14 protein-coding genes are annotated in these 13,024 nt (G+C 62.0%); 9 read left to right on the top strand and 5 right to left on the bottom strand.

Going from position 1 to position 13,024, the window contains the following annotated elements; all coding sequences use genetic code 11:
- Nucleotides 1-162 precede the first annotated feature (162 nt).
- The 6 genes from adk (at nt 163) to BM317_RS09155 (ending at nt 4,683) form a co-directional block, all read left to right on the top strand.
- Nucleotides 163-810 carry an adenylate kinase gene (gene adk, locus BM317_RS09180; protein WP_092165800.1) on the top strand — a complete coding sequence of 216 codons (648 nt, stop codon included), beginning with the start codon at nt 163-165 and terminating at the stop codon, nt 808-810.
- A 94-nt stretch (nt 811-904) separates the two neighbouring features.
- Nucleotides 905-1,582 (top strand): tRNA (adenosine(37)-N6)-threonylcarbamoyltransferase complex dimerization subunit type 1 TsaB, encoded by a 678-nt coding sequence (tsaB, locus tag BM317_RS09175; RefSeq protein ID WP_092165802.1) that lies wholly within the window; start codon nt 905-907, stop codon nt 1,580-1,582.
- A 362-nt stretch (nt 1,583-1,944) separates the two neighbouring features.
- Nucleotides 1,945-2,253, top strand: a complete 309-nt coding sequence (locus tag BM317_RS09170; RefSeq protein WP_060739023.1) for a hypothetical protein — start codon at nt 1,945-1,947, stop codon at nt 2,251-2,253.
- Nucleotides 2,253-3,113 (top strand): DUF72 domain-containing protein, encoded by an 861-nt coding sequence (locus BM317_RS09165; RefSeq protein WP_092165804.1) that lies wholly within the window; start codon nt 2,253-2,255, stop codon nt 3,111-3,113. Before BM317_RS09170 ends, BM317_RS09165 begins: the two co-directional genes overlap by 1 nt.
- A 33-nt stretch (nt 3,114-3,146) precedes the next feature.
- Nucleotides 3,147-3,968, top strand: coding sequence for an isocitrate lyase/PEP mutase family protein (locus tag BM317_RS09160; RefSeq protein ID WP_092165806.1), 822 nt, complete (start codon nt 3,147-3,149; stop codon nt 3,966-3,968).
- Nucleotides 3,969-3,984: 16 nt separating this feature from the next.
- On the top strand, nt 3,985-4,683 hold the full coding sequence (locus BM317_RS09155; RefSeq protein WP_092165808.1) for an extensin-like domain-containing protein: 699 nt from the start codon (nt 3,985-3,987) through the stop codon (nt 4,681-4,683).
- A gap of 1 nt (nt 4,684) precedes the next feature.
- On the opposite strand, the gene BM317_RS09150 is transcribed toward BM317_RS09155, so the two are convergent.
- Nucleotides 4,685-5,305 (bottom strand): energy transducer TonB, encoded by a 621-nt coding sequence (locus BM317_RS09150; RefSeq protein WP_092165810.1) that lies wholly within the window; start codon nt 5,303-5,305, stop codon nt 4,685-4,687.
- A 91-nt stretch (nt 5,306-5,396) separates the two neighbouring features.
- Between BM317_RS09150 and BM317_RS09145 the strand changes: the two genes are divergently transcribed.
- Entirely contained in the window at nt 5,397-6,179 is a 783-nt protein-coding gene (locus tag BM317_RS09145) for a class I SAM-dependent methyltransferase (RefSeq protein WP_092165812.1), read from the top strand.
- 123 nt (nt 6,180-6,302) lie between these two features.
- On the opposite strand, the gene BM317_RS09140 is transcribed toward BM317_RS09145, so the two are convergent.
- A complete protein-coding gene (locus tag BM317_RS09140) occupies nt 6,303-6,938 on the bottom strand; it encodes a TetR/AcrR family transcriptional regulator (RefSeq protein WP_092474036.1) in 636 nt (211 codons plus the stop codon).
- Nucleotides 6,939-7,032: 94 nt separating this feature from the next.
- Between BM317_RS09140 and BM317_RS09135 the strand changes: the two genes are divergently transcribed.
- Complete coding sequence (locus tag BM317_RS09135) at nt 7,033-8,133, top strand: efflux RND transporter periplasmic adaptor subunit (protein ID WP_092165816.1); 1,101 nt, start codon at nt 7,033-7,035, stop codon at nt 8,131-8,133.
- Between the two features lie 6 nt (nt 8,134-8,139).
- Nucleotides 8,140-11,205 carry an efflux RND transporter permease subunit gene (locus BM317_RS09130; protein ID WP_092474034.1) on the top strand — a complete coding sequence of 1,022 codons (3,066 nt, stop codon included), beginning with the start codon at nt 8,140-8,142 and terminating at the stop codon, nt 11,203-11,205.
- 173 nt (nt 11,206-11,378) lie between these two features.
- Here BM317_RS09130 and BM317_RS09125 read toward each other — a convergent pair whose 3' ends face one another.
- From BM317_RS09125 to BM317_RS09115, 3 genes are all read right to left on the bottom strand, one after another.
- Nucleotides 11,379-12,068 carry a DUF4197 domain-containing protein gene (locus BM317_RS09125; RefSeq protein WP_092165820.1) on the bottom strand — a complete coding sequence of 230 codons (690 nt, stop codon included), beginning with the start codon at nt 12,066-12,068 and terminating at the stop codon, nt 11,379-11,381.
- A gap of 33 nt (nt 12,069-12,101) precedes the next feature.
- A complete protein-coding gene (locus tag BM317_RS09120; protein WP_092474032.1) occupies nt 12,102-12,497 on the bottom strand; it encodes a YbaY family lipoprotein in 396 nt (131 codons plus the stop codon).
- A gap of 94 nt (nt 12,498-12,591) precedes the next feature.
- Nucleotides 12,592-12,963 (bottom strand): hypothetical protein, encoded by a 372-nt coding sequence (locus BM317_RS09115; RefSeq protein WP_092165823.1) that lies wholly within the window; start codon nt 12,961-12,963, stop codon nt 12,592-12,594.
- Nucleotides 12,964-13,024: the final 61 nt, after the last annotated feature.

Here is a 13,024-nt window from a genome sequence, read left to right as displayed (position 1 = left end):
CGGGCGCGGGTTACTCCGACTTTCGGCGGCTTGTGTGGGTCGGGCCTGCTGTGTATCTTGATCAGCCTTTGGCCGTTTGGGCGGTCACGATCCTGTTTTTCGAAGATTGGCCCCACGAGGCGAATCCGAGCGTTTTACATAAAAAAATTGAGGAGCACATCGATGCGCGTCATTCTGCTGGGAGCTCCCGGGGCCGGTAAAGGTACTCAGGCAAAGTTCATCACCGAAAAATTCGGTATCCCGCAAATCTCCACTGGCGACATGCTGCGCGCCGCGGTCAAGGCGGGCACTCCACTGGGCGTTCAAGCCAAGAGCATCATGGATGCCGGCGGCCTGGTGTCGGATGACCTGATCATCGCCCTGGTCAAGGATCGCATCGCTCAACCCGACTGCGCCAATGGCTTCCTGTTCGATGGCTTTCCGCGCACCATTCCCCAGGCTGAAGCCCTGGTGACGGCTGGTGTCGAATTGGATGCGGTGGTCGAAATTGCCGTCGAAGACGAGGAAATCGTCCAGCGCATTGCCGGTCGACGCGTTCATGAGCCTTCCGGTCGCGTTTACCACACCGTCTACAATCCGCCGAAAACCGAAGGCAAGGACGACGTGACAGGTGAAGACCTGGTGCAACGCAAGGACGACACCGAAGAAACCGTGCGTCATCGCCTGTCGGTCTACCATTCCCAGACCAAGCCGCTGGTGAATTTCTACCAGAAACTGTCGGCTGCCAATGGCAAGCCGAAGTACAGCCACATCGAAGGTGTCGGTTCGGTCGAAGCGATCACGGCCAAGGTGCTTGCAGCCTTGAGCTGAAAAGCCTGATCAGCTGCATCAACTACGGCCCGCTTGCGGGCCGTAGTTGTTTATACTGGCGCACTTTTTTCCCACCTGATTTACGGACACATCGATGAGCACCTTGCTGGCCCTGGACACCGCGACTGAAGCTTGCTCCGTTGCCTTGCTGCACAACGGCAAGGTCACGAGCCATTACGAGGTGATCCCGCGTCTGCATGCGCAGAAACTGTTGCCGATGATCCAGCGACTGTTGAGCGACGCGGGGACGACCTTGCAAGCGGTGGACGCGATTGCCTTCGGTCGTGGGCCAGGGGCTTTTACTGGCGTGCGCATCGCCATCGGTGTGGTGCAGGGGCTGGCTTTTGCCCTGGAGCGGCCGGTGTTGCCGGTCTCGAACCTGGCGGTGCTGGCCCAGCGGGCGATGCGTGAGCACGGCGCCCGCCAGGTCGCAGCGGCCATCGATGCGCGCATGGACGAGGTGTACTGGGGCTGCTACCGCGAAACCGACGGCGAGATGCGCCTGGTGGGTTCTGAGGCGGTATTGCCACCCGAGGCCGCGGCGTTGCCAAGCGGGGCCGACGGTGACTGGTTTGGCGCCGGCACAGGTTGGGGTTACGGCGAGCGCATCGCCGTCAGCCTGACCGGCCAGGACGCAACCCTGCTGCCTCACGCCGAAGACCTGCTGGCCCTGGCCCGCTTCGCCTGGGCACGGGGCGAAGCCATTCCCGCCGATGATGCGCAACCGGTGTACCTGAGGGACAAGGTGGCAACGCCCAAGTCCGAGCGGTAGAACTCAAAACGGTGAGCAATCGAGTGGGCAGCGTTGTGGCGAGGGGATTTATCCCCGTTCGAGTGCGCAGCACTCGCTAAATAAGGCATGGCCCAGCACCGTCGGGGGGCGCTTCGCACCCCAGCGGGGATAAATCCCCTCGCCACAAAAGCATCCTCCAACACCGTGGATTGTTTCGCGCACAACCGGCGTCCACCCAAAGTCATTTCTTCCTTCAAAAGTCACACTCAATATTGCCAGTCGTCACTTTTTCGGCCCGTTTTTAAACCTTTTTGACTTTATGTGTTCTAGTTATCACTTGCGCATTTGCGCGGCTGCGAAAGTGCCGCTAAATTGCCATCATTGATACCGAGCATTCTGTTATGCGTATAGACGGCTTTCCATCCCAGTCCTACCCCATCAAGCGTCGGCCTCGTGCGGGTAAAGCCACTGAGCCGGAAAACTTCGATGATATCGAAGGCGACCTGGAGTTTCCGTCCGAGGAGCAACTGGCCGCCCGCGCCGCCAAAGCTTCTGCGCAACGCCTGAGCAATCTTCCTGCCCGTCAGCAAGACATGATTTATCACCGTGCGATGAGCCGCAGTGTCGCCACGGCCCTGGCGAGCTACCTGAGCACCGCCGGTTTCGTCGATTGGGATATGGAAGTGCTGGGACTCGATCTCTACATCTGATGGTCTTGCCTTATTACCTGGGCTGTCCGTCCTGGAGCGAAAACGCCTGGCGCGATTACCTTTATCCCCAGGACGCCAAAAGCACCGACTTCCTCAATCTCTATTCCCAAGTGTTCAATGCCGTGGAAGGCAATACGACTTTCTACGCCAGCCCGTCTGCGGCCACGGTCCAGCGCTGGGCCGACATCATGCCCGAGCACTTTCGTTTCACCGCCAAGTTTCCCGGTGACATCAGCCACAATGGCGACTTGCGCGAGCGCCTGACGGCCACCGAAACTTTTCTGCAACTGCTCAGCCCCTTGGGCGAGCGTGTCGCGCCGTACTGGCTGCAACTGTCCAAGGCCTTCACCCCGAATCGGTTAGCGGAATTGGCGGGGTTCATCGACGCTTTGCAGCGTCCCTTGGCCGTGGAAGTCCGTCACGATGAGTTCTTTGCCAAGGGCGACGCCGAGCGGCGCCTCAATCGGCTGTTGCTCGATCGCGGCGTCGAACGCATCTGCCTCGATCCCCGGGCCTTGTTCAGCTGCACCTCCCTTGATCCCGCGGTGCTTCATGCACAATCGAAAAAGCCCCGCGTGCCGCCCCGGCCTGCGGCGTTCACGCAGTGTCCACAAGTGCGCTTCATCGGCCATCCGGTGCTGGAAGCCAACGAGCCGTTCCTGACGCCCTGGGTGGAGAAAATCGCCGGTTGGGTCGAAGAGGGTCGCACGCCCTATATCTTTCTGCACACTGCCGACAACCTGCTGGCGGCCCGGCTCGCGCAACGCTTTCACGAGCGTTTGATGAGTCGATTGCCTGGCTTGCCGGCCCTGCCTGCGCTATATAGAGAGCCCGCCGCCGAGCAACTGGGTTTGCTCTGAGGCCCACTCCTTCTCTGCTCAGGAGCGAACTACATGGATGCGCAAATTCGTCGAGCCCAGGCGTTCAAGGCCTTGCACGAACGCGAAGGGGCCTTTGTCATTCCCAACCCGTGGGATGCCGGTTCGGCCAGGATGCTGGCCAGCCTCGGCTTCGAAGCCTTGGCGACCACCAGTGCCGGTCATGCCTTTTCCTTGGGCCGACCCGATGGCGCGCTGGGCCTGGAGAACACGTTGGCTAACGTACGGGCGATTGTGGCGGCCACTGACCTGCCGGTGGCCGTCGACCTGGAGAACGGTTTTGCCGATGCCCCCGAGGACTGCGCCCGTAACCTGCTCCGTGCGGCGCAGGCCGGTGCGGTGGGTGGTTCGATCGAGGATGCCACGGGACGTGAAGACAGCCCGATCTATTGCTTCGACCACGCCGTGGCGCGGGTCAAGGCCGCCGCCGAGGCCGTGCGCAGCTTGCCGTATCCCTTCCTGCTGACGGCCCGGGCGGAAAACTTCCTGCACGGTAATCTGGATCTGGACGACACCCTTCGCCGCTTGAAGGCTTTCGCGGACGCGGGGGCCGACGTGCTGTACGCCCCGGGGCTGAGCAGCGCCGGGCAAGTGCTCGCGGTGGTGCAGGCCGTGGCGCCGAAACCGGTGAATGTGCTGATGTCCGGGGCGCTGGACCTGACCGTCGCGCAGTTGAGCGAGTTGGGCGTCAAGCGCATCAGCGTCGGATCGGCGCTGGCCTTGGCCGCGTATGGCGAGTTCTTCCGCGCCGCCGAGGAAATCCAGCAACAGGGCACGTTCACCTTCACGCGCCGCTCGATGCCGTTCAAGCAGGCCAACCAATTATTCAAGGGTTGATGCCCGAGGCATTGTCGTGCGGTTTTTGAAAGCTCTTGCGATCGTGGCACTGCTCGTTGGCGTTGCCGTGCTGGCGGTATGGCGTGGCTGGGTGGCGCTGCCGCCCCAATGGAATCCCTGGGCGCCCTTGGACGTCAATCTCGCGCCCAACCTGCTGACCCGCTACAAGCTCATGGCCCTGCGCAACGACCCGCAGCTGTGTGACCAGGCCCTCGCCACCTCGGGGCTGCGTACCGCGCGCCAGGCCGACAGCGGCGCCAATACGACGTGCCCGTTGACCAACGTGTTGAGGGTGCAGGGCGGTGAGGTGGCGCTGAGCAGCAGTTTCCTCGCCAGTTGCCCGCTGGCGGTGGCGTTCGCGCTGTTCGAGCGCCATGGGTTGCAGCCGGCGGCAGTGGCGGCCTACGGGCAGAGGGTGACACGGGTCGATCATCTCGGCAGTTTCGCCTGCCGCAACATGTACGGTCGTGAGAGCGGTGCGCGTAGCCAGCACGCCACCGCCAGTGCGTTGGATATCGCCGGATTTCGCCTGGCCGATGGGCGCACGATCAGCGTGCTCAGGGACTGGCCCAAGGACAATGCCGATGCACGTTTTCTGCGTCAGGCACGGGACGGCGCCTGCGATATGTTCAGTGTGGTCTTGAGTCCGGATTACAACGCGGCGCACCGCAACCATTTTCATCTGGACGTGGGGCCATGGTGGATCTGTCGCTGATTCAGGCGGCGATGCGCAGGTTCTGCAGCACGATCGGACGTGCCCAGCGGGTGTCGAAGTCCAGTTGTTTCTGCTGTGCCACGAGCTCTTCTTCCGGGAAGGGCGGGAACGGTTTGTCCAGCAGGTCCAGTTCGAACTCGGCGATCGGCAGGTGCAAGGGGCGTGGTTGTGGCGCCGGGCCTGGCTCTGGCAGCGGTTGGCCAGCGGCGAGGACGAGTGGGCGAACCCAGTTGCTTTCGAAGGTCTGCTGTTTTTGCTGGGCGGCGATTTCTTCCGGCGGGAAGGGCGGGAAGGGCTTGTCCAGCAGGTCGAGTTCGAATTCGGCGATGGGCAGGAACAGCGGTTCAGGCGGCTTGACCGGCGTGTCGGTCACTTCACAGGTGCGCTGGCTGACGATGTGCGCCAGCAGCTCGGCGCCGAGGGTCGGTTCAACGGCCTCATCGAGGGGCTCTGGCTGGTAGCTGCCAGGCGCCGGTGCGTTATCACCCAGTTGATCGGCCAGGGCCCGGGCAAAAAAATCCTGCCACAGGTGACTGACGCCGCTCAGCGCTTGGGTGTTACGCAGGCTGTAATCGCCGTAAGGGGAGATAACGCCTATCGATGTGGATTGAATGTCTGACATTTTTCTCGGTCGACGCTCAGCTCTGGCAAAATGCCGTTCACCGTTGTTATCGGCCGTTTTTGCCGATCCTTAATTTTTTGAGCATGTTTCCATGAATGAGCAACCCGCGGTCTGCCGCATCCATGTCGAGGCCCTGGCCCCGGCCTTCCAACCGCAGGCCGAACACTGGGCCGAGCGGCTTGGCCTGCCTTTGCAAGGGGACGATGGCGAGTTTGCCTTGCAGGTCGGTGAGCAGGGGTTGCAATTGCAGCAGTTGGGCCCGGATGCACCCGGGCCGGTGCGCGTGGACTTCGTCGAGGGCGGTGCGGCTCACCGTCGGTTGTACGGCGGCGGCAGCGGCCAGATGATCGCAAAGGCGGTCGGTATCGCCCAGGGTGTGCGTCCGCGGGTGCTCGATGCCACGGCAGGGTTGGGCAAGGATGCGTTTGTGCTGGCCAGCCTGGGCTGCGACATGAGCCTGATCGAGCGCCAGCCGCTGATTGGCGCCTTGCTGGAGGATGGCCTGGCCCGTGGGGCCGAGGACTTCGAGGTGGCACCGATCGTGGCGCGCATGCGTTTGCTCAAGGGCAACTCCATCGAGGTGATGCGCAACTGGGAAGGCGAACCGCCCCAGGTGATCTACCTCGACCCGATGTTCCCTCATCGTGAGAAAACCGCCCTGGTGAAGAAGGAAATGCGCCTGTTCCGCCCCCTCGTGGGCGATGACCCGGACGCTCCGGCACTGCTTGCCGCGGCCCTGGCCCTGGCGACGCACCGGGTGGTGGTCAAGCGCCCGCGCAAGGCCCCGTGCATCGAAGGGCCGAAGCCGAGCCATGGGCTCGATGGCAAATCCAGTCGCTACGACATCTACCCGAAGAAAGCGCTCAAGCCCTGAGACCGGGTCGCCTGCATCGCGAGCAAGCTCGCTCCCACATTGGATCTGTGGCTCATCAAGCCCTGTGGGAGCGAGCTTGCTCGCGATGAGGCCCTTCCAGCCAGCAAAAGGCTACCGGTCGAGCTAAGGCCGATAAGCCCGCATGAACAACCCCACCACTTCCTGCACATGAGCCTCGGCCGCTTCCGGTTCCTGGGGTTCGCCGCAGCCAGACAATAACCGGAAATTCGCCGCGCCCTTGATCAGGCAGAAGAAATGCTCGGCGGCATTGCGCGGTTTATCGATGCTCAAGGCACCGCTCTGGTTGACCTTGGTCAGCAGCCGCTCCATGCCTGAGAGCATCCGCTGTGGGCCTGCTTCGTAGAAAATGGTCGACAAGTGCGGGTCCTGGCTGCCCAGGGCCATGATCAGTCGATGCAGGTTCAGGGATTCGTCGCTGTTGATCAGTTGGTTGAACCCGCGGGCGATGTTCAACAATACCTGTTCGATCGGAACGCCATCGGGCCATTCATAAAACAGCGGCGGCACCTGCTCTTCACATTTGGCCATCACGGCAGCGGAGAACAGCGTCTCCTTGTCGTTGAAATGGCTGTAGACCGTCAGTTTAGAAACCCCGGCCTCGGTGGCGACGGCGTCCATGCTGGTATTGGCATAACCCAGGCTCAGGAACAGGCGTTTCGCCGCGTCGAGGATGGCCTGGCGCTTGGCCAGGTCCTTGGGGCGACCAGGGCCGCTGGGGGGGGAAGGATTGTTCGACATTTCTTCGCTTTAATACTGGACTGGTGAGTTTGCTATTAATAACATACTCGCCAGTATAATTATTCCAAGCACCATTAGCGAAAGGTCACTCGTCATGTTCCGCTATGCCCTGCCCCTCGCCGTGCCAGTCACCCTGGTTTTTTTATTGTCTGCGTGTGGTCATGACGAGCCGGTGCCCGTCGCCGTGCGCCCCGCCATGGTGGTCAAGCCCGAGCCGTCGGCCCAGGCGATGGACAGTTACCCTGGCGAAGTGCGGGCCCGTTTCGAGCCCGACCTGGCCTTTCGCATTGGCGGCAAGGTGAGCCGGCGACTGGTGGAAGAGGGGCAGCGGGTCAAGGCCAATCAACCGTTGGCCGAGCTCGATCCCGAAGATGTGCGCCTGCAACTGGAAGCGACCCGTGCCCAGGTCGCCGCCGCCGAGGCCAACCTGAACCTGGTCCGCGCCGAGCGTGACCGCTACAAAACCTTGATGGAGCGGCAGATGGTCAGCCGCTCCCAGTACGACAACGCCGAAAACCTTTATCGCTCCGGCACCGCACGGCTCAAGCAGATCAAGGCCGAGTTCGATGTCGCCAACAACCAGGCCAGCTATTCGGTATTGCGTGCGCCCCAGGATGGCGTGGTGGCCCGGCGTTCGGTGGAAGTCGGGCAGGTGGTCTCGGCCGGGCAAACCGTCTTCACCCTGGCCACCGACGGTGAGCGTGAGGTGCTGATCAGTCTGCCGGAACAAGGGTTTGGCCGGTTCAAGGTCGGCCAGCCGGTCTCGGTCGAACTGTGGAGCCAGCCCGACCAGCGTTTCAGCGGGCGTATTCGCGAACTGTCACCCGCCGCCGATCCCAAGTCCCGAACCTTTGCCGCCCGCGTGGCCTTCACCGCCGGCAGCGTTCCGGCCGAGTTGGGCCAAAGTGCGCGGGTGTTTATCCAGACCGCCGACAAGGTGCCGCTGTCGGTGCCCTTGTCGGCCCTGACGGCTGAGAACGGCGCGACGTATGTCTGGGTAGTCAACGCCAACAACACCTTGAAAAAAGTCCCGGTGCGGGTCGGCGCCTTCGGCGAAAAGACGGTGCCGGTGCTGGAAGGCCTCAGCCCCGATGACTGGGTGGTGGCTGCCGGCGTGCATGTGCTCCTTGACGGCCAGCAGGTGCGGCCGGTGGATCGCTCCAACCGCGTGGTCAACCTGACGGCCAAGGAGTAATCCGCGATGGGTTTCAATCTTTCCGAATGGGCGCTGCGTAACCGCCAGATCGTACTGTTCCTGATGCTGTTGCTGGCCATCGTCGGCGCGCTTTCCTACACCAAGCTCGGCCAGAGCGAAGACCCGCCGTTCACCTTCAAGGCCATGGTGATCCGCACCAACTGGCCAGGCGCCACGGCCGAGGAAGTTTCGCGACAAGTCACTGAGCGCATCGAAAAGAAACTGATGGAAACCGGTGACTACGAGAAAATCGTCTCGTTCTCCCGACCCGGAGAATCCCAGGTGACGTTCATGGCCCGCGATTCCCTGCATTCGGCACAGATTCCCGAGCTGTGGTACCAGTTGCGCAAGAAGGTCGGCGATATCCGTCACACCTTGCCGCCGGGTATCCAGGGGCCGTTCTTCAACGATGAGTTCGGGACCACCTTCGGCAATATCTACGCGCTGACCGGCGACGGTTTCGACTACGCCGTGCTCAAGGACTACGCCGATCGCATCCAGCTGCAGCTGCAGCGGGTCAAGGATGTGGGCAAGGTCGAGCTGCTCGGGTTGCAGGACGAGAAGATCTGGATCGAGTTGTCGAACGTGAAGCTGGCGACCCTCGGCCTGCCCTTGGCCGCAGTCCAGCAGGCCCTTGAAGAGCAGAACACGGTTTCCACTGCCGGTTTCTTCGAGACTGGCAGCGAGCGCTTGCAACTGCGGGTTTCGGGGAATTTCCAGACGGTGGAAGAGATCCGCAACTTCCCGATCCGGGTCGGCGATCGTACGTTCCGCATCAGCGACCTGGCGGATGTGCGCCGTGGTTTCAACGACCCGCCCGCGCCACGCATGCGCTTCATGGGCGAGGACGCCATCGGCCTGGCCGTGGCGATGAAGGAAGGCGGGGATATCCTGATTCTGGGCAAGGCCCTTGAAGCCGACTTTGCCCGTATCCAGAACACCCTGCCGGCCGGCATGCAGTTACGCAAGGTTTCGGACCAGCCGGCGGCGGTGAAGACCGGGGTCGGTGAGTTCGTCCAAGTGCTGGTGGAAGCGCTTACGATTGTGTTGTTGGTGAGCTTCTTCTCCCTGGGGCTGCGCACCGGGATGGTGGTGGCCCTGGCGATTCCACTGGTGCTGGCGATGACGTTCGCCGCCATGTACTACCTGGGGATCGGCCTGCACAAGATTTCCCTTGGGGCGCTGGTATTGGCCCTGGGGCTGCTGGTGGACGATGCGATCATTGCGGTGGAGATGATGGCGATCAAGATGGAGCAGGGCTTCGACCGGATCAAGGCCGCCAGCTTCGCCTGGACCAGCACCGCATTCCCGATGCTCACCGGTACGTTGATCACGGCGGCGGGCTTCCTGCCGATCGCTACCGCACAATCGGGCACCGGTGAGTACACCCGTTCGATTTTCCAGGTGGTGACCCTGGCGTTGCTGGCGTCCTGGGTGGCCGCTGTGGTGTTCGTGCCGTACCTGGGGGAAAAGCTCCTGCCAGACCTGGCGAAAATTCATGCGGCCAAACATGGCACGACTGACGGCCAGACCGACCCTTACGGCACGCCGTTTTATCAGCGTGTCCGGCGAATGGTGGAATGGTGCGTGCGTCGGCGCAAAACCGTCATCCTGCTGACGGTGCTGTTGTTCGTCGGCTCGGTGGTGTTGTTCCGGTTCGTGCCGCAGCAGTTCTTCCCGGCATCGGGGCGGCTGGAGCTGATGGTCGACTTGAAGCTGCAGGAAGGCGCCTCCCTGAGCAATACCGCCGAGCAGGTCAAGCGTCTGGAAGCGCTGCTCAAGGACCATGCCGGCATCGACAACTACGTGGCCTACGTCGGTACTGGTTCACCGCGTTTCTATCTACCGTTGGATCAACAACTGCCGGCTTCCAGCTTTGCCCAGTTCGTGGTGCTGGCCAAGACCATCGAAGACCGCGAGCCGTTGCGCAGTTGGTTGATCACCACCCTGAACGAACAATTCCCGACCCTGCGCTCGCGGGTCACGCGCCTGGAAAACGGCCCGCCGGTCGGCTATCCGGTGCAGTTCCGTGTCACGGGCGAGCACATTGAAGAAGTCCGGGCCCTGGCGCGGAAAGTGGCGACGAAAGTTCGTGAAAACCCCTACGTGGTCAATGTGCACCTGGATTGGGAAGAGCCGAGCAAGGTGGTGTACCTGAATGTCGACCAGGACCGCGCCCGGGCCCTGGGTGTCAGCACGACCGACCTGGCGAGTTTCCTGCGCAGCTCCCTCACCGGCTCCAGTGTCAGTCAGTACCGGGAAGACAACGAACTGATCGAAATCCTGTTGCGCGGTACGGTGCATGAACGCACCGAGCTGTCGTTGCTGCCGAGCCTGGCGGTGCCGACCGAAAATGGCAGGAGCGTGACCCTGTCGCAGATCGCTACGCTGGAGTACGGCTTCGAAGAGGGCGTGATCTGGCACCGCAATCGCCTGCCGAGCGTGACCGTGCGGGCCGATATCTACGGCAAGGAACAACCGGCCACCCTGGTCCAGCAGATCTTCCCGACCCTGGAGCCGATTCGTGCCGAACTGCCGGATGGTTACCTGTTGGAGGTGGGCGGTACGGTGGAGGATTCGGCCCGCGGCCAGAAATCGGTGAATGCCGGTGTGCCGTTGTTCATCGTGGTGGTGCTGACGTTGTTGATGCTGCAACTGCGCAGTTTTTCCCGCACGGCCATGGTGTTTCTCACCGCGCCCCTGGGGTTGATCGGCGTCACGCTGTTCCTGTTGGTGTTCCGCCAGCCGTTCGGCTTCGTCGCCATGCTCGGCACTATCGCGCTGTCGGGGATGATCATGCGCAACTCGGTGATCCTGGTGGATCAGATCGAACAGGACATCAAGGCTGGCCTGGCGCCCTGGCAGGCGATCATCGAAGCCACGGTGCGCCGCTTCCGTCCGATTGTGCTCACCGCACTGGCCGCGGTGCTGGCGATGATCCCACTGTCACGCAGCCTGTTCTTCGGGCCGATGGCGGTGGCGATCATGGGCGGCTTGATCGTGGCCACGGCGTTGACGCTGTTGTTCCTGCCGGCGTTGTATGCGGCGTGGTTCAGGGTCAAGAAAACCTGATCAACAGCTGCACACCGAACCTGTGGCGAGGGGATTTATCCCCGCTGGGCTGCGCAGCAGCCCCCCAAACCAGACAACTCGGTGTGTCAGGAAGATTGAGTTCGCTGCTTTAGGACTGCTTCGCAGCCCAGCGGGGATAAATCCCCTCGCCACAGGGTGTTTTGTGCTGAGTTTTAAAGGGTGCCGAAGACTTTCTTCGCCAAACTGGTCGCCGCAGCCGCCGGGTTCTGGCGAATGGTGGCTTCCTGCTTGCCGATCATCTCGAACAACCCATCCAGCGCCTGTTCGGTCACGTAGTTCTCGATGTTGGCGCTCTTGGCATCCAGCACGCCGAGCGTCGCGGCCTGACCGGCGAAGGCATTGTATTTCTGGGCCAGGCCGACCTTGTCGGTGGCTTGCTTGACGATGGGCAGGAACTTGGCGCGGATCTGCTCGCGGCTGCTCTTGTTCAGGTATTGCGTGGCCGAGTCGTTGCCGCCGCTCAAGATACCCTTGGCATCGCTCACGCTCATGTTTTTCACGGCATTGACCAGGATCGGCTGGGCCTGGACCACGGCGGCCTCGGCAGCCTGGTTCATGCTGGTTTCCAGTTGATCGACCTGTTCACCCATGCCGAAGGCCTTCATTTTGCTGGCGACTTTGCCCAGCTTGCCTGGCAGTTCGATTTTCACATCCGGGTTGTTGCTGAAGCCGCCGGGTGTGCCCAGTTGCTTGACCGCCACCTGCGCGCCTTGGGTCAAGGCGTCCTTGAGGCCGCCCGTGGCATCCTGTTGCGACAGGTCGCCCAGGGACAGGGCCATGGCATTGGCGCAGATCAACAGGCCCGCGCACAGGCCGGTGAAACGGAGGGTAGAGCGGAGCATGATGGCGTCCTTGAAAAAAGTTGGAAAAAGCAATCAGCGTGCGGCGTTGACGCGGATCTTCAACGGCTGCGGATCCTTGCCATCGAGTTGCACGGCGTGTTGTTCGGTGGTGATGAACATCAACTGGCCGTCCACTTCGATGCGGGCGCTCACGGCATAACGATGGCCGGGCTTGACCTGGGCGGGATCATAACTGAGGTGGAACGGCAGCGGGACCTGGCCTTTGATCGGGCCGCTCTGCTCATCGAGCACCACCGCAGGAGCGTCGGCCAGGGAAACGTCCTGCAGGCTAACGCTCAAGGTAGCGTTGGGCGGCAGGGCGATGCGTTGCAGATAGAAGACTTCGCCGTCGAGGGACGCGGCGGGTGGTGTTGTCGATTGGCAAGCGGCCAGCAAGGCCATGGATGCGAACAGAGCGAGTTTTTTCATGGGGAAGCACCTGGCTCGTTGACGCCAGCCACACACGGGCGTCAACGAGCATTTAACGGATTTGCGTCCAAGCATCCCTGCGTCGCGTCGCGGCTCAGGAACCGAACACAGGCGCTTGAACAGTTTCAGCCAGCGATGCTGGCGCCAGGCTCAGGGGGATGTCAACGTGTTGATCGCCGCCATCCCAGGTGAAGGCCTGTTCGGTATCAAGGAAAAGAGCGGTACCACCTTGGTACATTTGCACCTTTACCGAGAGCTTCTCGCCGACGGACGCCCTCTCGGAATTGATCTGGAAGCGATATTGCCAAGGCTGCTGGAGCGGCTCCCTTGGCGCCATGTTGGAGCCCTGGCCGCCGCTGGTGCTGATCTGCACACCGTCGGCATTTCGAACACTGATTTCGGCACGGCCGGCTTCCGGGAGTTCGTAGCCTGCGGGCAGTTGCAGGGTGAGGGTGATGATGTTCATGTTGAATTCCTTTTCAATACGTCGACATTGACGTGGGCTCATCCTAGAGGCCTGCTCCAAA

The sequence above is a fragment of the Pseudomonas sp. NFACC24-1 genome, from assembly GCF_900115235.1.
Taxonomy (GTDB): domain Bacteria; phylum Pseudomonadota; class Gammaproteobacteria; order Pseudomonadales; family Pseudomonadaceae; genus Aquipseudomonas; species Aquipseudomonas fluorescens_AA.
This window is presented reverse-complemented; position numbering and strand designations above follow the sequence as displayed.

Excerpts from the sequence above, each read along its gene's own strand:
- adk (WP_092165800.1), top strand. The coding sequence starts at position 163 with ATGCGCGTCATTCTGCTGGGAGCTCCCGGGGCCGGTAAAGGTACTCAG.
- tsaB (WP_092165802.1), top strand. The coding sequence starts at position 905 with ATGAGCACCTTGCTGGCCCTGGACACCGCGACTGAAGCTTGCTCCGTT.
- BM317_RS09170 (WP_060739023.1), top strand. The coding sequence starts at position 1,945 with ATGCGTATAGACGGCTTTCCATCCCAGTCCTACCCCATCAAGCGTCGG.
- BM317_RS09165 (WP_092165804.1), top strand. The coding sequence starts at position 2,253 with ATGGTCTTGCCTTATTACCTGGGCTGTCCGTCCTGGAGCGAAAACGCC.
- BM317_RS09160 (WP_092165806.1), top strand. The coding sequence starts at position 3,147 with ATGGATGCGCAAATTCGTCGAGCCCAGGCGTTCAAGGCCTTGCACGAA.
- BM317_RS09150 (WP_092165810.1), bottom strand. The coding sequence starts at position 5,305 with ATGTCAGACATTCAATCCACATCGATAGGCGTTATCTCCCCTTACGGC.
- BM317_RS09145 (WP_092165812.1), top strand. The coding sequence starts at position 5,397 with ATGAATGAGCAACCCGCGGTCTGCCGCATCCATGTCGAGGCCCTGGCC.
- BM317_RS09140 (WP_092474036.1), bottom strand. The coding sequence starts at position 6,938 with ATGTCGAACAATCCTTCCCCCCCCAGCGGCCCTGGTCGCCCCAAGGAC.
- BM317_RS09135 (WP_092165816.1), top strand. The coding sequence starts at position 7,033 with ATGTTCCGCTATGCCCTGCCCCTCGCCGTGCCAGTCACCCTGGTTTTT.
- BM317_RS09130 (WP_092474034.1), top strand. The coding sequence starts at position 8,140 with ATGGGTTTCAATCTTTCCGAATGGGCGCTGCGTAACCGCCAGATCGTA.
- BM317_RS09125 (WP_092165820.1), bottom strand. The coding sequence starts at position 12,068 with ATGCTCCGCTCTACCCTCCGTTTCACCGGCCTGTGCGCGGGCCTGTTG.
- BM317_RS09120 (WP_092474032.1), bottom strand. The coding sequence starts at position 12,497 with ATGAAAAAACTCGCTCTGTTCGCATCCATGGCCTTGCTGGCCGCTTGC.
- BM317_RS09115 (WP_092165823.1), bottom strand. The coding sequence starts at position 12,963 with ATGAACATCATCACCCTCACCCTGCAACTGCCCGCAGGCTACGAACTC.